Source organism: Nocardia sp. NPDC052254, from assembly GCF_040679495.1.
Lineage (GTDB): Bacteria > Actinomycetota > Actinomycetes > Mycobacteriales > Mycobacteriaceae > Nocardia.
The window spans coordinates 91,254-113,267 of sequence record NZ_JBFAUW010000006.1 but is presented as its reverse complement, the minus strand read 5'-3'; the positions used below and the strand labels follow the sequence as shown (position 1 = coordinate 113,267).

24 protein-coding genes and 1 tRNA gene are annotated in these 22,014 nt (G+C 67.5%); 16 read left to right on the top strand and 9 right to left on the bottom strand.

Annotated features, from left to right (window positions below):
• Positions 1-49 precede the first annotated feature (49 nt).
• The 3 genes from trpC to trpA are packed head-to-tail and all read left to right on the top strand — an operon-like array spanning position 50 to position 2,939.
• The gene (gene trpC / locus AB0L57_RS17330) at positions 50-874 is read left to right on the top strand and encodes an indole-3-glycerol phosphate synthase TrpC (RefSeq protein WP_364962734.1); all 825 of its coding nucleotides are present in this window, start codon (positions 50-52) and stop codon (positions 872-874) included.
• Complete coding sequence (trpB, locus tag AB0L57_RS17325; protein WP_364962732.1) at positions 871-2,151, top strand: tryptophan synthase subunit beta; 1,281 nt, start codon at positions 871-873, stop codon at positions 2,149-2,151. The genes trpC and trpB overlap by 4 nt, the downstream gene beginning before the upstream one ends.
• Entirely contained in the window at positions 2,148-2,939 is a 792-nt protein-coding gene (trpA, locus tag AB0L57_RS17320) for a tryptophan synthase subunit alpha (RefSeq protein ID WP_364962730.1), read from the top strand. Before trpB ends, trpA begins: the two co-directional genes overlap by 4 nt.
• 27 nt (positions 2,940-2,966) lie before the next feature.
• On the opposite strand, the gene AB0L57_RS17315 is transcribed toward trpA, so the two are convergent.
• Complete coding sequence (locus AB0L57_RS17315; RefSeq protein ID WP_364962728.1) at positions 2,967-3,482, bottom strand: SRPBCC family protein; 516 nt, start codon at positions 3,480-3,482, stop codon at positions 2,967-2,969.
• A complete protein-coding gene (locus AB0L57_RS17310) occupies positions 3,475-3,813 on the bottom strand; it encodes a metalloregulator ArsR/SmtB family transcription factor (RefSeq protein ID WP_364962725.1) in 339 nt (112 codons plus the stop codon). Before AB0L57_RS17310 ends, AB0L57_RS17315 begins: the two co-directional genes overlap by 8 nt.
• A gap of 85 nt (positions 3,814-3,898) precedes the next feature.
• On the opposite strand from AB0L57_RS17310, the gene AB0L57_RS17305 reads away from it, so the two are divergent.
• From AB0L57_RS17305 to AB0L57_RS17285, 5 genes are all read left to right on the top strand, one after another.
• A complete protein-coding gene (locus AB0L57_RS17305; RefSeq protein ID WP_364962722.1) occupies positions 3,899-4,381 on the top strand; it encodes an SRPBCC domain-containing protein in 483 nt (160 codons plus the stop codon).
• A gap of 49 nt (positions 4,382-4,430) precedes the next feature.
• Positions 4,431-5,669 carry a prolipoprotein diacylglyceryl transferase gene (gene lgt, locus AB0L57_RS17300; protein WP_364962719.1) on the top strand — a complete coding sequence of 413 codons (1,239 nt, stop codon included), beginning with the start codon at positions 4,431-4,433 and terminating at the stop codon, positions 5,667-5,669.
• A 28-nt stretch (positions 5,670-5,697) separates the two neighbouring features.
• Positions 5,698-6,141 (top strand): TM2 domain-containing protein, encoded by a 444-nt coding sequence (locus AB0L57_RS17295; RefSeq protein ID WP_364962716.1) that lies wholly within the window; start codon positions 5,698-5,700, stop codon positions 6,139-6,141.
• Positions 6,142-6,231: 90 nt separating this feature from the next.
• The gene (gene pyk, locus AB0L57_RS17290; RefSeq protein ID WP_364962714.1) at positions 6,232-7,653 is read left to right on the top strand and encodes a pyruvate kinase; all 1,422 of its coding nucleotides are present in this window, start codon (positions 6,232-6,234) and stop codon (positions 7,651-7,653) included.
• Positions 7,654-7,736: 83 nt separating this feature from the next.
• Entirely contained in the window at positions 7,737-8,648 is a 912-nt protein-coding gene (locus tag AB0L57_RS17285) for an acyl-CoA thioesterase II (protein WP_364962711.1), read from the top strand.
• Between the two features lie 18 nt (positions 8,649-8,666).
• Here AB0L57_RS17285 and AB0L57_RS17280 read toward each other — a convergent pair whose 3' ends face one another.
• From AB0L57_RS17280 to AB0L57_RS17265, 4 genes are all read right to left on the bottom strand, one after another.
• On the bottom strand, positions 8,667-9,071 hold the full coding sequence (locus AB0L57_RS17280) for a hypothetical protein (protein ID WP_364962708.1): 405 nt from the start codon (positions 9,069-9,071) through the stop codon (positions 8,667-8,669).
• Positions 9,072-9,190: 119 nt separating this feature from the next.
• A complete protein-coding gene (locus AB0L57_RS17275; RefSeq protein WP_364962705.1) occupies positions 9,191-9,826 on the bottom strand; it encodes a low molecular weight phosphatase family protein in 636 nt (211 codons plus the stop codon).
• 148 nt (positions 9,827-9,974) lie between these two features.
• Positions 9,975-10,586: a phenylacetaldoxime dehydratase family protein gene (locus AB0L57_RS17270; RefSeq protein WP_364962702.1), complete on the bottom strand. Its 612-nt coding sequence runs from the start codon at positions 10,584-10,586 to the stop codon at positions 9,975-9,977.
• A 166-nt stretch (positions 10,587-10,752) separates the two neighbouring features.
• Positions 10,753-10,839: transfer RNA gene (locus tag AB0L57_RS17265), tRNA-Leu, on the bottom strand.
• A 196-nt stretch (positions 10,840-11,035) separates the two neighbouring features.
• Here AB0L57_RS17265 and AB0L57_RS17260 point away from each other — a divergent pair.
• The 4 genes from AB0L57_RS17260 to AB0L57_RS17245 all read left to right on the top strand — a co-directional run bounded on the left by AB0L57_RS17260 (position 11,036) and on the right by AB0L57_RS17245 (position 16,113).
• On the top strand, positions 11,036-11,662 hold the full coding sequence (locus tag AB0L57_RS17260) for an ANTAR domain-containing response regulator (RefSeq protein ID WP_364962699.1): 627 nt from the start codon (positions 11,036-11,038) through the stop codon (positions 11,660-11,662).
• Positions 11,663-11,827: 165 nt separating this feature from the next.
• Positions 11,828-14,584, top strand: coding sequence for a DNA polymerase I (gene polA / locus AB0L57_RS17255; protein ID WP_364962697.1), 2,757 nt, complete (start codon positions 11,828-11,830; stop codon positions 14,582-14,584).
• A gap of 31 nt (positions 14,585-14,615) precedes the next feature.
• A complete protein-coding gene (locus tag AB0L57_RS17250) occupies positions 14,616-15,260 on the top strand; it encodes a class I SAM-dependent methyltransferase (RefSeq protein WP_364962694.1) in 645 nt (214 codons plus the stop codon).
• 418 nt (positions 15,261-15,678) lie between these two features.
• Positions 15,679-16,113 carry a 2-keto-3-deoxygluconate kinase gene (locus AB0L57_RS17245; protein WP_364962692.1) on the top strand — a complete coding sequence of 145 codons (435 nt, stop codon included), beginning with the start codon at positions 15,679-15,681 and terminating at the stop codon, positions 16,111-16,113.
• Positions 16,114-16,200: 87 nt separating this feature from the next.
• Here the strand turns inward: AB0L57_RS17245 and trxA are convergent, their stop codons facing one another.
• Positions 16,201-16,581, bottom strand: coding sequence for a thioredoxin (gene trxA / locus AB0L57_RS17240; protein WP_364962691.1), 381 nt, complete (start codon positions 16,579-16,581; stop codon positions 16,201-16,203).
• Positions 16,582-16,653: 72 nt separating this feature from the next.
• Entirely contained in the window at positions 16,654-17,163 is a 510-nt protein-coding gene (locus tag AB0L57_RS17235; protein WP_364962688.1) for a 2'-5' RNA ligase family protein, read from the bottom strand.
• 187 nt (positions 17,164-17,350) lie between these two features.
• On the opposite strand from AB0L57_RS17235, the gene AB0L57_RS17230 reads away from it, so the two are divergent.
• From AB0L57_RS17230 to AB0L57_RS17215, 4 genes are all read left to right on the top strand, one after another.
• Positions 17,351-18,415, top strand: a complete 1,065-nt coding sequence (locus AB0L57_RS17230) for an isocitrate/isopropylmalate family dehydrogenase (protein WP_364963448.1) — start codon at positions 17,351-17,353, stop codon at positions 18,413-18,415.
• Positions 18,416-18,539: 124 nt separating this feature from the next.
• Positions 18,540-19,448 carry an ABC transporter substrate-binding protein gene (locus AB0L57_RS17225; RefSeq protein ID WP_364962685.1) on the top strand — a complete coding sequence of 303 codons (909 nt, stop codon included), beginning with the start codon at positions 18,540-18,542 and terminating at the stop codon, positions 19,446-19,448.
• Between the two features lie 5 nt (positions 19,449-19,453).
• Entirely contained in the window at positions 19,454-20,365 is a 912-nt protein-coding gene (locus AB0L57_RS17220; RefSeq protein ID WP_364962683.1) for an amino acid ABC transporter permease, read from the top strand.
• Positions 20,362-21,153: an amino acid ABC transporter ATP-binding protein gene (locus AB0L57_RS17215; protein ID WP_364962681.1), complete on the top strand. Its 792-nt coding sequence runs from the start codon at positions 20,362-20,364 to the stop codon at positions 21,151-21,153. Before AB0L57_RS17220 ends, AB0L57_RS17215 begins: the two co-directional genes overlap by 4 nt.
• 12 nt (positions 21,154-21,165) lie before the next feature.
• Here the strand turns inward: AB0L57_RS17215 and AB0L57_RS17210 are convergent, their stop codons facing one another.
• Entirely contained in the window at positions 21,166-22,008 is an 843-nt protein-coding gene (locus AB0L57_RS17210) for an oxidoreductase (protein WP_364962679.1), read from the bottom strand.
• Between the last annotated feature and the right edge of the window lie 6 nt (positions 22,009-22,014).

Sequence of the window (22,014 nt, the reverse complement as noted above, 5' to 3'; positions counted from 1 at the left end):
GGGGATTCTCAGGTTGCAAGTCCGTCTCCCCAGAAAGGATTCGAGCCAGATGACGGTACTCGACTCGATTCTCGACGGGGTCCGGGCGGATGTGGCCGCTCGTGAGGCCCTCCTGGATTTCCAGGCCGTCAAGAAGGCCGCCGCGGCGGCACCCTCCCCGCGGGACGCGAGCGCTGCTCTGCACGCGGACGGGATCGGAGTCATCGCCGAGGTCAAGCGTGCCAGCCCCTCGAAGGGTGAGCTGGCCGACATTCCCGACCCGGCGAGCCTGGCGAAGGCGTACGAGGACGGGGGCGCGCGCATCATCAGCGTGCTCACCGAAGGCCGTCGCTTCCACGGTTCCCTCGACGACCTGGACGCCGTGCGCGCCGTCGTCGACCTGCCGATCCTGCGCAAGGATTTCGTCGTCGGCCCGTATCAGATCCATGAGGCGCGGGCCCACGGCGCCGATGTGATCCTGCTGATCGTGGCCGCCCTGGAGCAGGACGTGCTGTCCTCGCTGATCGATCGCACCGAATCGCTGGGAATGACCGCGCTGGTCGAGGTCCACACCGAGGAGGAGGCCGATCGCGCGCTGACCGCGGGTGCCTCGGTCATCGGTGTCAATGCGCGCAACCTCAAGACGCTCGAGGTCGACCGCGACGTCTTCGCCCGGATCGCGCCCGGATTGCCCACCGAGGTCATCCGCATCGCGGAGTCCGGGGTCAGCGGTACCGCCGATCTGCTCGCCTACGCCGGTGCCGGCGCCGACGCTGTTCTGGTCGGTGAGAGCCTGGTGACCAGCGGCGATCCGCGTGCGGCCGTGTCCGAACTGGCCACCGCCGGTACCCACCCCTCCTGCCCGCGCCCGCTGCGCCGGGGTGTCACCCGATGACCGATGTCCGGGAACCCGTTCTGCCACCGGCCAGCGCGGGTGTCACCGATCGGAGCCACGAACCCGATCTCGGCGGCCATTTCGGCGTCTACGGCGGGCGGCACGTACCCGAGGCATTGATGGCGGTGATCGAGGAGGTCTCCGCCGAATACGACAAATGCCGGGTCGACCCGGATTTCCTGGCCGAACTCGACCGGTTGCAGCGTGACTACGCGGGCCGGCCCTCGCCGGTCTTCGAATGCGCCGGGCTGGCAGAGCACGCCGGCGGTGCCCGCATCCTGCTCAAGCGCGAGGATCTCAACCACACCGGTTCGCACAAGATCAACAATGTGCTCGGCCAGGCGCTGCTGGCCCATCGGATGGGCAAGACCCGCGTCATCGCCGAGACCGGCGCCGGTCAGCACGGTGTCGCCACCGCGACCGCCTGCGCGCTGCTGGGTCTGGATTGCGTGATCTACATGGGTGCGGTCGACACCGCCCGTCAGGCCCTCAACGTCGCCCGGATGCGGCTGCTCGGCGCGGAGGTCGTCTCCGTGACCACCGGCTCGCAGACGCTCAAGGACGCGATCAACGAGGCGCTGCGCGACTGGGTCACCAATGCCGAACAGACCTACTACTGCTTCGGCACCGCGGCCGGTCCGCATCCGTTCCCGCTCATGGTGCGTGACTTCCAGCGCGTCATCGGGCTCGAGGCTCGGGTCCAGGTGCGGGCGCAGACCGGTCGGCTGCCCGACGCCGTGGTGGCGTGCGTGGGCGGCGGATCCAACGCGATCGGCATCTTCCACCCGTTCATCGACGACGAAGGGGTGCGGCTGGTCGGCTTCGAGGCGGCTGGTGACGGCGTCGAAACCGGCAGGCACGCAGCCACTTTCGCGGGTGGACGCCCCGGCGCCTTCCAGGGCGCCTACTCGTACCTGTTGCAGGACGAGGACGGGCAGACCATCGAATCGCATTCCATCTCCGCGGGCCTGGACTATCCCGGCGTCGGCCCCGAGCACGCCTATCTCAAGGATGTCGGCCGCGCCGAATACCGGCCGGTGACCGATACCGAGGCCATGGACGCGTTGCTGCTGCTGTCGCGCACCGAGGGCATCATCCCCGCCATCGAATCGGCGCACGCGGTGGCCGGCGCCCTGCAGTTGGGGCGCGAACTGGGCTCGGGCGCAATCATCCTGGTGAATTTGTCCGGGCGCGGCGACAAGGATATGGATACCGCGGCGCGCTGGTTCGGACTGTTCGACGACAACGGCCCCGCCGCCGAGGAGAACCACTCGTGAGCCGTCTGCAATCGACCTTCGAAGCCTGTCGCGGCGAGGGTCGTGCCGCCTTGATCGGCTATCTGCCCGCGGGCTATCCGGACCTCGCCGGATCCATCGACGTGTGCACCGCGATGGTCGAATCCGGTTGCGACGTCATCGAAGTCGGTATCGCCTACTCCGATCCGGTGATGGACGGCCCCACCATCCAAGCCGCCGCCGAACAGGCCCTGCGCGGTGGTGTCCGGGTGCGCGACATCTTCTCGGTCGTCGAGGCGATCACCGCGGCCGGGGGCAAGGCCGTGGTGATGACCTACTGGAATCCGGTGCTGCAGTACGGCGTCGACCGCTTCTCGCGCGATCTGGCGGCCGCCGGTGGTGCCGGTCTGATCACCCCCAATCTGATTCCGGAAGAGGCCGGTGAGTGGCTGGACGCCTCCCGTGCCCACGATCTGGATCGCATCTTCCTGGTCGCGCCCTCCTCCACCGAGGAGCGCCTGGTCAAGACCATCGAGGCCAGTAGCGGATTCATCTACGCCGCCTCCACCATGGGCGTGACCGGCGCCCGCGACGCGGTGTCCTCGGCGGCACCCGAACTGTGTGCCCGGGTCCGGGCGCACTCCGACATCCCGATCGGGGTGGGCCTCGGCGTGCGCAACGGTGTCCAGGCGGCCGAAATCGCTTCCTACGCAGACGGAGTCATCGTCGGCTCGGCGCTCGTCACGGCGGCGGGGCAGGGTCTGGCGGAGGTCCGCGCGCTGACCGCCGAATTGGCGAAGGGCGTCCGCTCGGCGACAGTCGCGGGATAACCGGCCGCGACCGCCGCCGAGCGACGCTCACACCAGTCGCGCCTCGTATTCCTGTTGCAGTGCGGTGAATTTCGGCCAGAACGGTTCCGCTGCCCGCTCCCGCAGACGGGCGCGCAGCAGGTCGAGGTGAGTGTGCCAGCCGGTGGCCACGTCGACCATCTCCGCCCGTGACGGCAGTTTGCTGTGCACGAGGATCAGCCGTACCTCGTCGCCCTGCGGTTCCAGGGTGTAGCTGACCTCCGAATCGACGGCTTGGCCGTCACTACTCCAGGTGTGGCGCAACCGGTGCGGTGGATCCCATTCGAGCACCGCGCCGTGCACGTGATGGGCGGGTACCGCCGGATCACCTTCGCCGGTGAGGTCGTGTATGCGGAACGCGTGCTCGACCCGGCCGCCGGGGTGCTGCTCGAACAGTCCGCCGGCCAGCCAGCGGGCGCGTTTGTCGATATCGGTCAGATAGGCCCATATCCGCTCGATCGGCCCCGGGAGCAGCCGTTCGATCCGAATCGTGGCGGGCTCCACCCGTTCGCCGTAATCACTCACCGTCGTTCTCCTGTCGTAGTGCGGTTTCCAGGGCATCGAGGCTGTCGCTCCAGAACCGTTCGTAGAAGCGCATCCACTCGGCGCCGTCACGCAGCGGTGCGGCGTCGAGCCGGCACATGTGGGTGCGACCGTGCACGGTGCGCCGGACGAGTCCCGCCCGCTCGAGCACCTTGATGTGCTTGGACGCGGCCGCCAGTGAAATGTCGAACGGCGCGGCGAGTTCGCCGACGCTGTGCTGACGCCGGGCCAGGCTGCGCAACATCGACCGGCGAGTGGTGTCCGACAGTGCGTGGAACACCACGTCCAGCCGCTCCGGAGAATCCTCAACCATAAGGTTGAATATTACATCCCGCCGCGATATTTTCAACCAATCGGTTGAATATCTTGGCCGCTATCCGCATTCGATGGGAGAAATCATGTCCGAGCAGAGTTTCACCACGTCCTTCGTCACGTCCCGGTCGCCGGAGGAGGTCGTCGACGCCGTGCGCGATGTGCGCGGCTGGTGGTCACGAACGCTCGTGGGCGACAGTGCCGAACCGGGCGACGTGTTCACCTACGAGGTCGTCGGTGTCCATCGCAGCACCATCCGGGTGACCGAGGTGGTCCCCGGTGTGCGTGTCGTCTGGCGGGTGCTGGACAACCGGTTCACCTTCACCGGCGACCAGGGCGAGTGGGCCGACACCGAGATCCTGTTCGAGGTCGCTGCGGTGGGCGGCGGCACCGAGCTGCGATTCACCCATGTCGGCCTGATACCGAGCTGTGAATGTTTCGATGCATGCCGGGACGGCTGGACCTACTACATCGGCGAGAGCCTGCGATCGCTGATCGGCACCGGCACGGGCAGTCCGGACGAGGACCCGCGGGTGCCGGCGATGCGGGCCGCCGGTTCGGCGGGCTAGCGCACCCGCGAACTGGGCCGCACGCGTGACCTCCGTTACGGTGGGCCCCGTGACTTTTCCAGTCCTGGCAGACGGCGTGAGTGTGCACGGTGGGGCGGTACTGGCCTATATCCCCAGTCCGCCGCGCGGAGTGTGGGATGTGGGCCCGTTCCCGCTGCGTGCGTACGCGATCTGCATCATCATCGGCATCATCGTCGCGATCTGGTGGGGGGAGCGGCGCTGGCGTGAGCGCGGCGGTCAGCCGGGCGCGGTCCTGGACGTCGCGATGTTCGCGGTGCCGTTCGGGCTCGTCGGCGGGCGTCTTTATCATGTGGCCACCGACTGGGAGAAGTATTTCGGCGCGGGCGGGCATCCGATGAACGCCCTGAAGATCTGGGAGGGCGGCCTCGGTATCTGGGGTGCGGTACTGCTCGGCGGTGTCGGCGCCTGGATCGGCTGCCGGGTCTATCGGATCCCGTTGCCCGCCTTCGGCGATGCCATCGCACCGGCCATCCTGCTCGCCCAGGGCATCGGCCGCCTCGGCAACTATTTCAACCAGGAACTCTACGGCCGTAAGACCGATCTGCCGTGGGGGCTCGAGATCTACCTCCGGTTCGATTCCGACGGTCAGCTCGACATGATGAACGGTGTCTCCACCGGCGTGGTCGACAAGATCGTGCAACCGACCTTCCTCTACGAGCTGGTCTGGAATCTGCTCGGCGTCCTGGCCCTGATCATGATCGACCGCCGCTGGCGGGTCGGCCACGGCCGGTTGTTCGCCCTGTACGTGGCCATCTACACCTTCGGCCGCTTCTGGGTGGAGTTGCTGCGCGACGACGATGCCACCCACATCTTCGGCATCCGCGTCAACTCCTACACCTCGGCGATCGTATTCCTGTGCGCATTGGCATATTTCGCGCTGGCCACCAAGGGGCGCGAGACCGCCGCGCAACTCGCGCCCGGCGGTGACCGGCCGTGGCCGTGGCAGTGGGGTGCGCTGCGCCGCCACGGTGCGGCGGCGCAGGACTCGGCGATCGATGCGGCCGACACCGAGCCGGTCCCGCCGAGCGAACCGGACACCGCAGCCGATCCGGGCGCCTCGAGCGAGAACGAATCGGGCGATTCCGCCGCCGATCCGGAAGACGCTGCCGCCGAATCGAACCATGCTGCGGCCGATTCGGACGATTCCGCCGCGGTCGGCAACGATCCGGACGCTTCCGGCGATGACACCGATGTGGCGGACGGTACGGCGCAGAGCACACCCGAGCGGACGCGTGGCCGGGGCCGGAAGAAGGCGAACAAGAGCTGAGCGGCCACCGCTCGCAGAGGAGGACCTCATGACCGACCCCTACCAGCCGCAGCCCGGCTACGGCCCGCAGTACGGTGCCCCCGGCACCGGACCGGGAGCGCCGTACGGTCAGCCCGGGTACGGGCAGCAGCCGGGTTATGGCGGGCCCGCCGACCCGTACGCGCAGCCCTACGGGCAGCCGCAGGGCTATCCACCCGCGCCCTACGGCATGGATCCCGAAGCGCCCTACGGCCGCAGCATGTACGGCGAACCCCTGTCCGACAAGTCCAAACTCACCGCCGGACTGCTGCAACTGTTCGTCGGTGGCCTCGGGATCGGCCGCTTCTACCTCGGCTACACCGGAATCGGAGTCGCGCAGCTTCTGGTCACCATTTGCACCTGCGGTCTCGGCGGAATATGGCCTTTCATCGACGCGATCATGATCCTCACCGGCAAGGTGCGCGACCCCTACAACCGTCCGCTGCAGGACTGAGCCGGACATGACACGACCCGTTCATCGGCTGTTCAGCGGTGACGGGTGTGCCGGTCGGCGCCGTCGCGACGGCAGGACTAGGCTCGATCCGTGATGCGACGGACAAAGATTGTGTGCACCCTCGGTCCCGCGACGGCGACCGAGGATCGGATCCGCGAACTTGTCGACAGCGGCATGGACGTGGCCCGGTTGAATTTCAGTCACGGAGAACACGCCGATCACGCCGAGAACTATCACAAGGTGCGGCAGGCGGCCGAGCAGATGAACCGCGCCGTCGGTATTCTCGCCGATCTGCAGGGGCCCAAGATTCGCCTCGGCAGGTTCGCCGACGGCCGTACCACGTGGGCGACGGGCGAGGAGGTGCGGATCACGGTCGACGCCGTGGAAGGCACCCACGATCGCGTCTCCACCACCTACAAACAACTCGCCGAGGACGCGAAGGCCGGCGACCGTCTGCTCGTCGACGACGGCAAGGTCGGCCTGACGGTGCTCCGGGTGGACGGCAACGATGTCGTGTGCCGGGTCACCGAGGGCGGCCCGGTCTCCAACAACAAGGGCGTTTCGCTGCCCGGTATGGACGTGTCCGTACCGGCGTTGTCCGAGAAGGACATCGAGGACCTGGAATTCGCGCTGAAGCTCGGGGTCGACTTCATCGCGCTGTCGTTCGTGCGTTCGCCCTCCGACATCGAGCTGGTGCACGACATCATGGATCGGGTCGGCCGGCGGGTGCCGGTGATCGGCAAACTCGAAAAGCCCGAGGCCATCGACAATCTCGAGGCGATCGTGCTGGCCTTCGACGCGATCATGGTGGCCCGCGGTGACCTCGGGGTGGAACTGCCGCTCGAGCAGGTGCCGCTGGTACAGAAGCGGTCCATCCAGATGGCAAGGGAGAACGCCAAACCCGTCATCGTCGCCACCCAGATGCTGGAGTCGATGATCAGCAACTCCCGCCCGACCCGCGCCGAGGCCTCCGATGTGGCCAACGCGGTGCTCGACGGCGCCGATGCGGTGATGCTCTCGGGTGAGACCTCGGTCGGTGATTATCCGATCGAGACGGTGCGCACGATGGCGCGCATCGTGCACGCGGTGGAATCCGAATCCTCCACCCGGGTGCCGCCGCTGACCCACGTGCCTCGGACCAAGCGTGGTGTCATCTCCTACGCCGCGCGCGATATCGGCGAGCGGCTCAATGCCAAGGCGCTGGTCGCCTTCACCCAGTCCGGCGACACCGTGCGCCGGCTGGCCCGGCTGCACACCACGCTGCCGCTGCTGGCGTTCACCCCGCTGCCGGAGGTGCGCAGCCAGCTCGCGCTGACCTGGGGCGTGGAGACGTTCATCGTGCCGCCGGTCGGCACCACCGACGAGATGATCGGCCAGGTCGACAAGGAACTGCTGTCGCTGAACCGCTACACCAGGGGTGATCTGGTGGTCATCGTGGCCGGCTCCCCGCCGGGTACCGTCGGGTCCACGAATCTGATCCACGTGCACCGCATCGGTGAGGAGGACCACTGAGCCGTGAGTGAGCGCAGCGAGCGAACCATGGACGCGGCCGCCATTGCGGTCGTACCGCGTCCGCGCGTCAGCGAGGAGGCGGCATGAGCGCGTCACCGGTCGAATCGGTCGGCGCCGAGGCGCATTCTTCGGGCCGCGGCGATCTCGCGGTCCTGCTCGATCTCCTCGATATCGAGGAGATCGAGCAGGACGTGTTCCTCGGCCATCATCCGGAGAAGGTGTGGAGTCGCACCTTCGGCGGGCAGCTGGTGGCGCAGGCGATCATCGCGGCCGGCCGCACGGTCGGGCCGGGACGACCGGTGCATGCGGTCAACGCGCATTTCGTGCGGGGCGGCGATGTACGCAAGCCGATCGAATACCGGGTCGAGCGGCACCGTGACGGGCGTGCCTTCGCCAATCGCACGGTGACGGCTTATCAGGACGACCAGGAGCTGTTCGTCATGCTGGCGGCGTTCCAGGACTGGGCCAAGGGCCTCGAACACGCCTCCCCGCAGCCGCAGGTGCCCGATCCGGACGGCCTGCCGCGAGTGGAGGAGTCCTTTTCCGGACTCGAGGACAAACTGCAGATGTTCGTCCAGGCGCCGCATCCGATCGACATGCGTTACACCAACGATCCGGCGTGGATCCTCAAGGGCACCGGCGGCACCCTCAACCACAACCGGGTCTGGATGAAGGCCGACGGGACACTGCCCGACGACCCGCTGATTCATGTTGCGACCCTGGGCTATTCGTCGGACACCACGGTGCTGGACTCGATCATCACCACCCACGGCCTGTCGTGGGGTTTCGACCGGATCGTGGCGGCCACCGTGAACCACTCGATCTGGTTCCACCGTCCGTTCCGGTTCGACGACTGGGCGCTGTACGCCACCCAGTCGCCGGTGGCGGCCGGTTCGCGCGGCCTGGCCACCGGCCACTTCTATTCGCGTGCCGGTGAGCTGCTGGCCACCGTCGTGCAGGAAGGCGTGATCCGGCACTTCCCGGCGCGTAAATGACGAGCGGGTGAGCGCGCTCTACAGCCGTTCGCGGTTCTCGTCGAAGTCGTAGCTGTCGCGGTGCAGTGCCTGGATCGAATAGGGGACGGCATCGGAGTCGGTGGCGATCCCGAGCAGTAGGCGGTGTTCGAGTGCGGCGAGGCCGGACTCGGTCAGCTGCTCGGGTTCACCGACCAGGCTGAGCGCTATCTCGTAGGTCCGCCGGGTGCCCGGATCACGATCGGGGTGGTCCAGCCGCCACTGGGTTTCCAGCAGCGTGTGGGCGGGCTGGTCGGCATCGACGGGAAGGGTGAAACGCCAAGCGAAGACGTCGTGCTCGGCGAGGTGGTCGTCGACCACGCAGCGCACGGTGTGCACGACGCGGTCGAGTGTTTCCGGTGTGACGTAAACATGGAGTGAAACATCCGAAATTCGTTTCGGCATGTCTGTGTCCTGTTCCGGTGTCGAACCATCGGCGTCGGCAGTTACCGCGGGGAGTCTAACCCCGGAAGCGGATCGGTGAGCAGGTGGCATGCCCGACCGGGGTGCGGCAGGCGGATTCGTCAGGCGTGGCGCCCGATTCGCAGGTGCTCGACGGGCGGCTGTGGCGCCTCGACCCGTCCGCCGGGCAGCAGCACCAGCCGTGGCCGGCCGCGAGTGTCGGTGGCGGAACCGGCTTGCCGACGAGTGTGCAGGGCCAGCAGTAGCGGGACCAGTGTCTCGGCGATCCGATCGCCTACGGCGCAGTACTTCTCGCTGGACAGCCCCACCGGGTCGGCGATGTTCTCCCGACCGACGAGAGCCAGATCGTTACGCGCACTGTCGATTGCGGCGACCGTGCGGGCACCGGAGACCTTGGCCACGCGGTAGGCCTCGAGCAGGGTGAAGGTGCGGCCACTCGCCGCGGGATCGCTCTCGACGATGTGGTCGCGAATCTGCTCGGTCATGGTGAGAATCAGTTCGGCGCGCGCGATCATCTCCGGCTTCAACTTGCGTGCCGAGAAGTTGCCAGCCTCGGCGCCGAGGCCGGTGATGGTTTGTGCCGCAAGCGGTTCGACTCCGAATCCGACCAGGGCCCGGGTACCGGCGCTCTCGGCGGTCAGGTCATCGATCCCGTGTTCGGCCGCCATCGCGCGGGTCAGGCGTTCGGCGATCACCGAGCGACAGACGTTGCCGGTGCAGACGAACAGGACGTGCATGCGGGATACGGTAAGTCGCGCCGACGTCGGTGCGGAAGCTCGAAAAGGCCGAAAACCGCTGATTTCGCGGGATGTTCATCTGGCCGTCGCGTGTCGGGCTCGCCCGTTTGCCAAATCTTCGCTGACCGGTGGAATCTCGGCGCTGAGACTAGTCCAGATGCTCCTGTCCGGAAGTTTCTGAGCCGGAACCGGTTTCGCCGTGCCCCGAGGTCGCGTCGCCGGGGTCGTAGTAGGCGGTCTCCTCGACCACCGGTGCGACGACCGCGTCACCGTCGAGACCGGCGTTACGCACTCCGGCACCGTCGGCGTTGTCGCGGGCGCGGCCGCGTGCTCCGAACAGGGCGCCGCGCATGGCGCGGGTGGGTGCGATCGCCCCGAGTCCGGTGGGTGTGCTCATATCGTCGTACATGGTGTCGATTCCGCCGCGCAGAAAATATGCCTCGTGCCAGAATCCGGTACCGCCGGAATCCCGCAGAAAACGCTGCCACCAGTCACGATGGGGTTGTGATCGGGTCCAGCGTTCCAGGCTCTCCAGGTCGCGCCAGTATTGTCGGGCGCCCCAGTGCGGCGGTAGCAGCGACCAGATGATGTCCTCGTGCCGCAGCAGTCCGTCGGGCCGATCATGGTGCGAGCGATAGAGTTTCGGCCCCAGTCCCAGTAGCCGCAACATCCCCCGCGGGGTGCGGACCCGCATCCCCAGATAGATCACCACCAGATCCGGATATTCCGACAGATCCGCGGTGAGACGGTTGACCCGCATGCCTGCGACCTCCTGAATCCCGGGGTCGTGTGATCCACCCTACGCGTGAATACGGAACACTCCGTCGCCCGGTTCGATCCGGCCGCGAAATTCTCCAGGAGACGATCGGCCGTCGCGCCGAAGGGAGGGAAGGGCCGGTGAAGGTGGTGTTCTCACCACCGGAAAATGGTGCCGAGTGTGGGACTCGAACCCACACGCCCTTTCGGACAACGGTTTTTGAGACCGTCGCGTCTGCCAGTTCCGCCAACTCGGCGCACCGGGTGGAAATGATAGCCGGTACCGCCCCGGTTACCGAATCGGCGGGGGTCGGGTGGGGTTCGCGCTGGGTAGATGGGTTGTGAGCGACGTTGAACGGTACGCTTTAGGACACTCGGTGTTCGCGGGCCGGTACGGTCCGGGGCGGGGCGGGTCCATCGGGTGTCGGCATCGGAATATCGAGGGGTCTGTCTATGGGTACGAATGCAGGGGGCGCGGGCGCGACTCAGGGCGCGCCGGCTGCCGCGAAACGTGTCGTGGTGGCCGAGGACGAGGCGCTCATCCGGATGGACCTTGTGGAGATGCTCTCCGAGGAGGGCTATCAGGTTGTGGGTGAGGCCGGTGACGGGCAGCAGGCGGTCGATCTGGCCTCGGAGCTGCGACCGGATCTGGTCATCATGGATGTCAAGATGCCTCGGCGCGACGGGATCGACGCCGCCGCCGAGATCGCGTCCAAACGTGTTGCGCCCGTGGTGATCCTCACCGCGTTCAGCCAGCGCGATCTGGTGGAGCGGGCACGCGACGCCGGCGCCATGGCGTATCTGGTGAAGCCGTTCACGAAGTCGGATCTGGTGCCCGCGATCGAGCTGGCGGCCAGCCGGTTCCACGAGATCGCGGCATTGGAACAGGAGGTCGCCACCCTGTCCGACCGCCTGGAGACCCGCAAACTCGTCGAGCGCGCCAAGGGTGTGCTGATGCAGACCCAGGGGTTGTCGGAACCACAGGCGTTCAAGTGGATTCAGCGCACCGCCATGGATCGCCGGACCACCATGAAGGCGGTCGCCGAGGTGGTTCTGGAGAATCTGACCCCGAAGTCCTGACCCCGGCCGCCGCATCGCCGTCCGGATCCGGGGGCAGTGCGGCGAGCCGGAAACCCGTGCCCGGCGGGCGCGTTCTCCGGTCGGCAGGGTGGACGGGGACGACCCGGACGCATGGGCAGCGCCCGGTGCCCGACGATGTCGGTGCCTGTCCCTAGACTCTGTCGGGTGACCCCAGCCTCCACCGATCAGCGTCAGGCCAGTGTGTCGTCCACCACCTCCGGCGAGTCTCCCGGTGCCGCCGGTGAGCGGCCCACCTTGTTGCTGCTGGATGGCCATTCCCTGGCCTACCGCGCGTTCTACGCACTACCGGCGGAGAATTTCAAGACCGTCACCGGGCAGACGACCAATGCGGTCTACGGCTTCACCGCCATGCTGATCAACCTGCTGCGTGACGAGAAGCCCACCCATGTCGCGGCGGCCTTCGACGTCAGCCGCAAGACCTTCCGCTCCGAGGCTTTTCCGGAATACAAGGCCAACCGGCTGAAGACGCCGGACGAATTCCGGGGTCAGGTGGACATCGCCCAGGAGGTATTGGGCGCGCTGGGTATCCCGGTCATGGCGCTCGAGGGCTACGAGGCCGACGACATCATCGCCACCATCACGACTCAGGCCGTGCCGCAGGGTTTCCGGGTCCTGATCGTCACCGGTGACCGGGATTCGCTGCAACTGGTGGGGCCCGATGTCACCGTCCTGTATCCGAAGAAGGGGGTCTCCGAGCTGACCCGCTTCACCCCGGAGGCGGTCGAGGACAAATACGGCCTCACGCCCGCGCAGTATCCGGATTTCGCCGCCCTGCGCGGTGACCCGAGCGACAATCTGCCCGGCATTCCGGGCGTGGGCGAGAAGACCGCCACCAAGTGGATCCGGGAATTCGGCGATCTGGCGACCTTGGTGGAACGCGTGGACGAGGTACGCGGCAAGGTCGGCGACGCGCTGCGGGCCAACCTGTCGAGTGTGGTGCTGAATCGGCAGCTCACCGAGATGGTCAAGGACGTGCCGCTGCCCTACACCCCCGATCAGCTCGCTCAGCAGCCCTGGGATCGCGACAAGATCCACCGGCTGTTCGACGATCTCGAGTTCCGGGTCCTGCGCGATCGGCTGTTCGAGACTCTCGCCGCACCGGAGCCGGAGGCCGACAGCGGCTTCGAGATCAGTGGTGGCCCGGTCGCACCCGGCGCCGCTGCCGACTGGCTGGCCGAACATGCGAAGGCGGGAGCCCGCCACGGCGTGTCGATCGTCGGCACCACGACGCCGGTGCACGGCGATGTGAAGGCGATCGCGATCGCCGCGGACGACGGTGAGGGCGGGTATTTCGATGTCGTCGGGCTGACCCCGGAGGATGAGCGGGCACTGGGCGCGTGGCTGGCCGACGCCGACACCGCCAAGGCCGTGCACGAAGCGAAGGCGGCCATCCACGCGCTGCACGGCCGCGGCTGGTCGCTGGCCGGACTCACCAGCGATACCGCGCTGGCCGCCTACCTGGTCCGGCCCGGGCAGCGCACCTTCAATCTCGACGACCTGTCGCTGCGATACCTGTCGCGCGAATTGCGGGTGGAGGGCGCCGAGGACAGCCAGCTGTCGCTGCTCGACGACGAGGACCAGGTCGACACCGAACTCGCGCGCGGCGAGATCCTGCGCGCTCGCGCGGTGGCGGATCTGGCCGAGGCGTTCGACGGGGAACTGCGGGGTATCGAGTCCACGGCACTGCTCACCGATATGGAACTGCCGCTGCTCGGGGTGCTGGCCGATCTGGAACAGGCCGGTATCGCGGTCGACACCGCCGAGCTGGAGCAGTTGCAGCGCGAATTCGCCGATCGGGTGGCCTCGGCGGCGGAGTCGGCCTACGAGGTGATCGGCAAGCAGATCAATCTCGGCTCGCCCAAGCAGTTGCAGGTCGTGCTGTTCGACGAGCTGGACATGCCCAAGACCAAACGCACCAAGACCGGCTACACCACCGATGCCGACGCGCTGGAATCGCTGTTCGAGAAGACCCAGCACCCGTTCCTGGAACATCTGCTCGCACATCGTGACGCCACCCGGCTCAAGGTCACCGTCGACGGTCTGCTGAAGTCCGTCGCCGACGACGGCCGCATCCACACCACCTTCAACCAGACCGTCGCCGCGACCGGCCGGCTGTCCTCGACCGAGCCGAATCTGCAGAACATCCCGATCCGAACCGACACCGGTCGCCGCATCCGCGACACCTTCGTCGTCGGACCGGGATACGAGTCGCTGATGACGGCGGACTACAGCCAGATCGAGATGCGCATCATGGCGCACCTGTCGAAGGACGACAGCTTGATCGAGGCCTTCAACTCCGGTGAGGACCTGCACAATTTCGTCGCCTCCAAGGCGTTCGACATCCCGATTTCCGCGGTCGATCCCGAGCTGCGCCGTCGTATCAAGGCCATGTCCTACGGCTTGGCCTACGGTTTGTCGGCCTATGGCCTGTCGCAGCAGTTGCGGATCAGCGCCGAGGAGGCCAAGGCGCAGATGGAGGTCTATTTCTCCCGCTTCGGCGCGATTCGCGACTACCTGCAGGAGGCGGTGGAGCAGGCGCGCAAGGTGGGCTACACCGAGACGCTGTTCGGCCGCCGCCGCTACCTGCCGGACCTGGACTCCAGTAACCGCCAGCGCCGCGAGGCCGCCGAGCGGATGGCGCTCAACGCACCCATTCAGGGCACCGCCGCCGACATCATCAAGGTCGCGATGATCAATGTGCAGCAGGCGATGACCACGGCCGGCCTGCGCTCACGCATGTTGTTGCAGATCCACGACGAACTCCTGTTCGAGGTGGCGGCCGGGGAACGCGAAGCGCTGGAATCGCTTGCCCGCGAGCAGATGTCGAAGGCCATCGAGCTGTCGGTTCCGCTCGAGGTGTCGGTGGGCGTGGGACGCAGCTGGGATTCGGCGGCGCACTGACCTCGGCTGGGCGCGCCCGTAGTGTGGTGCGATGAGCGTGCTGGACTGGGACCACAACGCCTACTACCACGGCACCCTCCTGCGCCGGGTGCCGCCGCACTGTGCGCGGGTGCTCGAAGTCGGTTGCGGGACAGGTGCATTGGCGGCCCGGCTGGCGCGGCGGGCCGACCGTGTCGACGCCCTCGACCGGTCGCCGGAGATGATCGCGGCCGCCCGCGGCGCGGTGCCTGGGAATGTCACCTGCACGCTCGCCGACGTCCTCGAGCACCCGCTGCCGGAGGCCGGTTACGACGCCGTGGTCTCCCTCATGGCACTGCACCACATGCCGCCGGAGCGAGCGCTGCCCCGGTTCGCCCGGACGTTACGTCCCGGCGGTGTGCTGGCGGTCATCGCGCTGCCACGGACCGATCTGCCGCGCGAATGGCCGCTCGAGCTCGCGGCGCCGGTGGGCCACCGGGCCTTCGGCGCGATCTTCGCCTCGATGCGCGCGGTCGGTCGGGGCACGTGGTTCGACCGTGGATCCATCCCCGCGGACATGCCGATGGTCCTCGACCCGCCACTCACCACCCACGAGGTCGCCCGGCAAGCACGCGAGTTCCTGCCCGGAGCACGGGTGCGGCGGCTGGTGTTCTGGCGATATCTACTGCTGTGGCGCAAGCCCGGTCCCTCGTCCTGACATCCGCTCGCGCCGGGTCGGACGGGGCCGCGGTCTGTGACGACCGGCACCGCTCGTGGCCTGCGTGAACGCCCGGCAGCGCCCGCACGGTCCGTTGGTGGGCCGTTCACCGGAAAATGTGACGAAGTTACTCGTTGGTTCCGCCGCGATGTTGTTGCCTTCGCCGCGGGGAGTCCATATTCTCGAAGTCGTGCCGAATCCCGCCGCAAGCCACAGCGCCGCGCGCAACGTCGCCGACCGCGACCGCGTGGTGCGCCTTCCGCTTACCGCGATGGTGGCTGCGGCGCGACTTCTCGTAGTACCTCGCCGTAGCGGGAGCTGATTCGGACCGGCCCCCTCGCTGCGGCCGTAGAAGATTGTTTGCGCTGGTCCCCTCTGTCATCCGACCAACGACAAAGCTTCGGGAAGACCTAGTCCAATGACTATCACCATTGATCCACACATGTTCATCGCGGCCGCCCCGAAGGGGATGCGCGCCGAATCCGCCGACCTGTCGCCTTCGGAGTTCTACGACCGATACTGCGACCACACCGGTCCGATCAAGCTCAGCGACTGGGCCGCGATCGGGCAACCGAGCACACCGACCTACGCCGCAACCATCGAACTGGCAGGTCACGCACGCACCGTGGTGTCCGCGGGCAGCCCGGTCGCGGCGCTGACCTCCGCCCTCTACGACGAGGGGTACCCGGTCGAGATCCTGCAGTTCCATCAGCGCCACACCGCCAGCGGTACCGCCACCTTCGTGCACTGCGAATGCAACGGCCGTCGTGGCTGGGGCGCGGCGCTCGCGGGTGACGGACCGGAGTCGACCGTGCGTGCCATGATCGCCGGCATCAACCAGCTGGGGAACTGACCACCGGCAGCACCGGAAACCGAAGTGCCGCATCTCGTTTCGAATCGTCACGAGATGCGGCACCGGTGTGTGCGCGGCGGTCGCGGGTCAGTCCTGCTGGGGCTGCTGCTCCTGCTGTTCGGCGAGCTGCTTGCGCACCTCGTCCATGTCGAGCGCCTTCACCTGGGAGACCAGGTCTTCCAGTGCCGGCGGCGGCAGCGCGCCCGGCTGCGCGAAGACCAGCACACCCTCACGGAACGCCATGATCGTGGGGATGGAGCGGATGTTCGCGGCCGCGGCGAGGCTCTGCTCGGCCTCGGTGTCGACCTTGCCGTGGACGACATCGGGATGCTGGTCCGAGGATGCCTCGAAAGTGGGCGCGAACGCCTTACAGGGCCCGCACCAATCGGCCCAGAAGTCGACGAGCACGACGTCGTTCCCGGTCACGATCTCGTCGAAGTTCTGCGCGGTCAGGGTCTGGGTGGCCATGAGTTCCTCTCGTGTCGTTGTAAGCGGTGCAACGTGGGAGACCGCAGTTATCTTCCGCGGGCCGCCGCGGACTCACCCCCTCGGAGCGATCGGCCACTCGGTTCGCCGATCACCGTCCCACCGCCGGATACCCACCACGGTAGCCGTGGAATCACGGTCGGCCGCCACGGCATCGATCGCGGCGGCGACCCGGTCCGGCTTCAGGCGGCGCGCGAGGGTCACATGGGGAGTCCACGCGCCGGGCCGAACGTTCGACGGAACGCCCGGACACGGCTCGACGATCGCCGCGATGCGCCGGTGCAGTGTCAGCAGCTCCTCGGTGGGGACCACCAGCCGGACCAGAATCGGGTGGTGCGCGCCGAAGATCAGCAGTCCGCCCAGCCGCACCGGCAGCGGGCGGAACGGGCGCTCCGACAGTGCCCGGTCCAGCCGCGGCCAGATCTCGCGCGCCACCGCGACGGTGATGTGCGGCCGATGTTCCGGTGTGGGACTGGGAATTCCGGCTTCCGCGAGCAGATGCCACTGGCGCCGGATCTCGGCCTCGGCCGCATCGTCGAGCAGTAGTTCCACCGATTGCACCATGGTCCACGTCAACTTACGCGAGTCGGCGGCGGTGGGCGAGGAGGCGTCCGGCGTCGCCGTGCGCCGAGGGCCTGCCCGGTCGCACGGGGCAGCGGACCCATAATGTGAACCGTCCGGTCCGAATACCGGCCGGGAGTGGGGTGCGAGCAGAGGAGTACGGGTGATCGCGACGGATTCGCGGCCGGCGATGCGGCTCGGTCTGATCGAGGGCGACGGTATCGGGCCGGAGGTGGTCCGGGCGACACGCGCGGTGGTGGAAGAGGCGCTGACCGCCGCGGGCGCTCCCGCCCCGGAGTGGATCGTGCTGCCCATCGGTCACGCGGCCATCGCCGAGTGCGGTGATCCGCTGCCCGAGCGCACGCTGTCGGCCCTGGACGATCTCGACGCCTGGATTCTGGGACCGCACGACAACGCGTCCTACGCACCCGAGCATCGTGGTGGCCCGCCCCCGGGCGGCGCGATCCGCAAACGATACGGCCTCTACGCCAATATCCGCCCGGCCCGGGCGTTTCCGGGGGTGCGGGCCACGGCGCCGGATATCGACCTGGTCATCGTGCGGGAGAACAGCGAGGGTTTCTACGCCGATCGCAACATGTTCGCCGGATCCGGTGAGTTCGGCCCGACTCCGGATGTCGCCATGGCGGTGGGTGTGATCACCCGCAGCGCCTGCGAGCGCATCGCCCGGCAGGCCTGCCGGCTCGCCGCCGCCCGGCGTGGGCGCCTGACGATCGTGCACAAGGCGAATGTGCTGCCCATGACCATGGGGCTGTTCCGGGATGTGTGCGCCGAGGTGGCGCGCGGATATCCGGGCCTGGAGGTCGACGACGAGCACGTCGACGCCGCGGCGGCGCATCTGGTGCGCGCACCCGCCGACTACGACGTGCTGGTCACCGAGAATCTGTTCGGCGACATCCTCTCCGATCTCGCGGGCGAGCTCGGCGGATCGCTCGGGCTCGCGGCCTCACTGAACTGCTCGGACGACAAGGCGATGGCACAGGCGGTGCACGGCGCGGCGCCCGCATTGGCCGGGCACAACCGGGCGAATCCGGGTGCCCTGCAACTCTCGGCCGCGATGCTGTTGCGCTGGCTGGGAACTCGTGACGACGATGCCGCGCTGCGCGGCGCCGCCGATCGGATCGAACGGGCGGTCGCGGCCACCCTGGCTGCCGGAATCGCCACCGCCGACCTGGGCGGACTGGCCTCGACCAGCGAATTCACCGAGCAGGTGCGGGCCCGGGTGCATCGGCGCTGAACCGGCGTGTACCCGCACGAGGCGTGACGGTGCGCATTAACCTTCGGTAACCGACCGGCACGACGGGTGGCGATCGCCTAGATTTCCGAATGCCGGAGTGGTTATGGCGAAGACGGAGGGTTGCGTGTCTGCTCGACTCGGTCTGCGCGGGTGTGTCCTGCGCGCCGCAACACTGATCCTGGGCGCGGTGGTACTGGTCACCGGCTGTGTGGACAACACCGAAGACGAATCACCGAAGGTGCCGAAGGTTCCGGTCGCGAAGGTCGAGGCGATCGCCGCGCAGCTGCCGCCGAAGATCGCGCGGTCGGGCCGGTTGGTGGTGGGTGTCAACGTCCCGTATCAGCCCAACGAGTACCGGGATCCGCACACCGGCGAGATCATCGGCTTCGACGTCGACCTGATGGACGCGATCGCCGCGGTCCTCGGCGTCCGGGCCGATTATCAGGAGGCGGACTTCGAGAAGATCATCCCCGCGCTCGAGGCCGGCACCGTGGATGTGGGCATGTCCTCGTTCACCGACAATCTGGCCCGGCAGAAGACTGTGGATTTCGTCGACTACTTCTCCGCCGGAATCCAGTGGGCGCAGCGCAAGGGACATCCGATCGATCCGAACAACGCCTGCGGTAAGAAGGTCGCCGTTCAGCGCACCACGGTCGAGGATGTCGACGAGATCCCCGCCAAGTCCAAGGCCTGCACCGACGCCGGTAAACCGGCCATCCACAAGATGTCCTACGACGAGCAGAGCGCGGCCGCCACCGCCCTGGTGCTCGGGCAGGTCGATGCGATGTCCGCCGATTCCCCGGTCACCGCCTACGCCATCAAACGCAACTCCGACACCATCGAACCGGCCGGTCAGCTGTTCGACGCCGCGCCCTACGGCTGGCCGTTGCCGAAGGGGTCACCGCTGGCACCGGTGCTGCAGGCCGCTCTGCAGCATCTGATCGATACCGGCGTGTACCACACCATCGCGCAGAACTGGGGTGTGGAAGCCGGCGTCGTCACCACCGCGGTCATCAACGGCGCGAAAGGTTGAGTGCCATGTCCGATCAGCTGCCCGAGCCGATCAAGGCGGTACCCCTGCGACGCCCGGGGCGGTGGCTCGCCGCCGCGGTGCTGCTGGTCCTGCTGGCGCTGTTCGTCTACGGTGCGGCCACCAATCCCGCGTATCGCTGGGATACCTACGGCAAATACCTGTTCGACCGGCGGATCACCGAAGGCGCGGTGGTCACCCTCGAATTGACCGTGCTGTCGATGGCGATCGGCGTGATCCTCGGTGTGCTGCTCGCGGTCATGCGGCTGTCGCCCAATCCGGTGCTGGGCGCGGTGGCGTGGGTGTATCTGTGGATCTTCCGTGGCACCCCGGTCTACATCCAGCTGGTGTTCTGGGGTCTGTTCCCGGCACTGTACAAGTCGATTCAACTCGGAATCCCATTCGGCGGACCGCATTTCGTGCAGTGGGATGTGCAGGACTGGTCACAGCCGTTCATCTTCGCGATGATCGGGCTGGGCCTGAACGAGGCCGCGTACATGGCCGAGATCGTGCGTGCCGGAATCAACTCGGTGGGTGAGGGGCAGCGCGAGGCCTCGGTCGCCCTGGGCATGTCGTGGGGCCAGACCATGCGCCGCACGGTATTGCCGCAGGCCATGCGGGTGATCATTCCGCCGACCGGCAACGAGCTGATCTCGATGCTGAAGACCACGGCCCTGGTGACCGCGATCCCGCTGACGACCGATCTGTACGGCCGTGCCCGCGACATCTACGGCATCAATTTTCAGCCGATCCCGTTGCTGCTGGTGAGTGCCACCTGGTATCTGGCGATCACCAGCATCCTGATGGTCGGCCAGTTCTATCTCGAGCGGTACTACTCGCGCGGAGCCACCCGGCAGCTGACCGGGCGTCAGCTACGCGCACTGGCCACTGCTCGCAACATCACGGAGGCCGGTAAATGAGCGCTGCCCCGACATCCCCGGCCGTCGAGGTCCCGATGATCCGAGCCGAGCAGGTGTGCAAGAACTTCGGCGCGCTGCAGGTCCTGCAGGGGATCACCCTCGAAGTCGCGCGCGGCCAGGTGATGTGCCTGATCGGCCCGTCCGGGTCCGGTAAATCGACCTTTCTGCGGTGTATCAATCATCTGGAGCAGGTCAACGCCGGGCGCCTCTACGTCGACGGGGAACTCGTCGGGTACCGGGAGAAGGGCGGCAAGCTCTACGAACTGCATCCGCGCGACTCGGCTCGCCAGCGTCGCGATATCGGCATGGTGTTCCAGCATTTCAACCTGTTCCCGCATCGCACCGCGCTGGCGAATGTGGTCGAGGCGCCGATCCACGTGAAGAAGGTCGCGAAATCCGACGCCCTGACCCGGGCCCGCGAGTTGCTGGACCGAGTCGGTCTGGCCGACAAGGTCGATGCCTATCCCGCACAGCTGTCGGGTGGTCAGCAGCAACGAGTGGCGATCGCCCGCGCCCTGGCCATGGACCCGAAACTCATGCTGTTCGACGAGCCCACCTCTGCCCTGGACCCGGAGCTGGTCGGCGAGGTCCTCACGGTGATGCGCGAATTGGCGGAATCCGGGATGACGATGGTGGTCGTCACCCACGAGATGGGTTTCGCCCGGGAGGTCGCCGACCAGTTGGTGTTCATGGACGGGGGAGTGGTCGTGGAGGCCGGTGATCCGCGCGAGGTCCTGGCGAACCCGCGGCACGAGCGCACCCGGGCATTCTTGTCCCGCATCCTGTAGGTGCCGATCGGGTCAGTTCTCGTCGAAGGCCGTTGCGCGCGAGACCTTTTCCCAGGTGTGAATCTCGTCGCGGACGGTGTCGAGGTGGCCGAGCAGCGTATCGACCGCGTCGCTGCCCAGCGGCAGTCGCAGTGGGGTGTGCTCGGCCTCCAACGCGGCCCGGATGGCGGCCGCGGCCTTCGCCGGATCGCCCGGCTGGGTGCCGTCGCCCCCTTCGATCATGCGCCGCGTCGTGCCCGCGGTGTCGGCGTAGACTTCGGACTCGGCGCTGAAATACGCTGCGCCGGAACCGAACAGGCCGGTGCGGAACGCTCCCGGCTCGACGACGAGGACGCGAATCCCGAAGGGGGCGACCTCATCCGCCAATGCCTCCGACAGGCCCTCGAGCGCGAACTTGGTGGCGCTGTAGGCGGAGAAACCCGCGAACGACATCTGCCCGCCGACGCTGCTCATCATGACGATGGCGCCGCTGCCCTGCGCGCGCATCTGCGGAAGTACCGCGCGGGTGAGTGCGGCCGGGCCGAACACGTGCAGATCGAACAGATCGCGCAACTCGCTGTCGGTGGTTTCCTCCACGGCGCCGACCTGCGTGCGTCCCGCATTGTTGACCAGTACGTCGATGCGGCCGTACCGAGCGATCACATCGGCGACGACCGTGTCGATTCCGGCGGTGTCGGTGACGTCGAGGGAGACGGCCTCGATCCGATCGGGGTGCGCGGCGACCAGATCCGCCAGCGCGGCTGTGCGGCGGGCGACCGCGACGACGATATCGCCGGCGTCGATGGCATTGCGGGCGATCGCGCGGCCGAAGCCACTGCTCGCGCCGGTGATCAGCCAGACCTTGGTGGTGCTCACGAATTC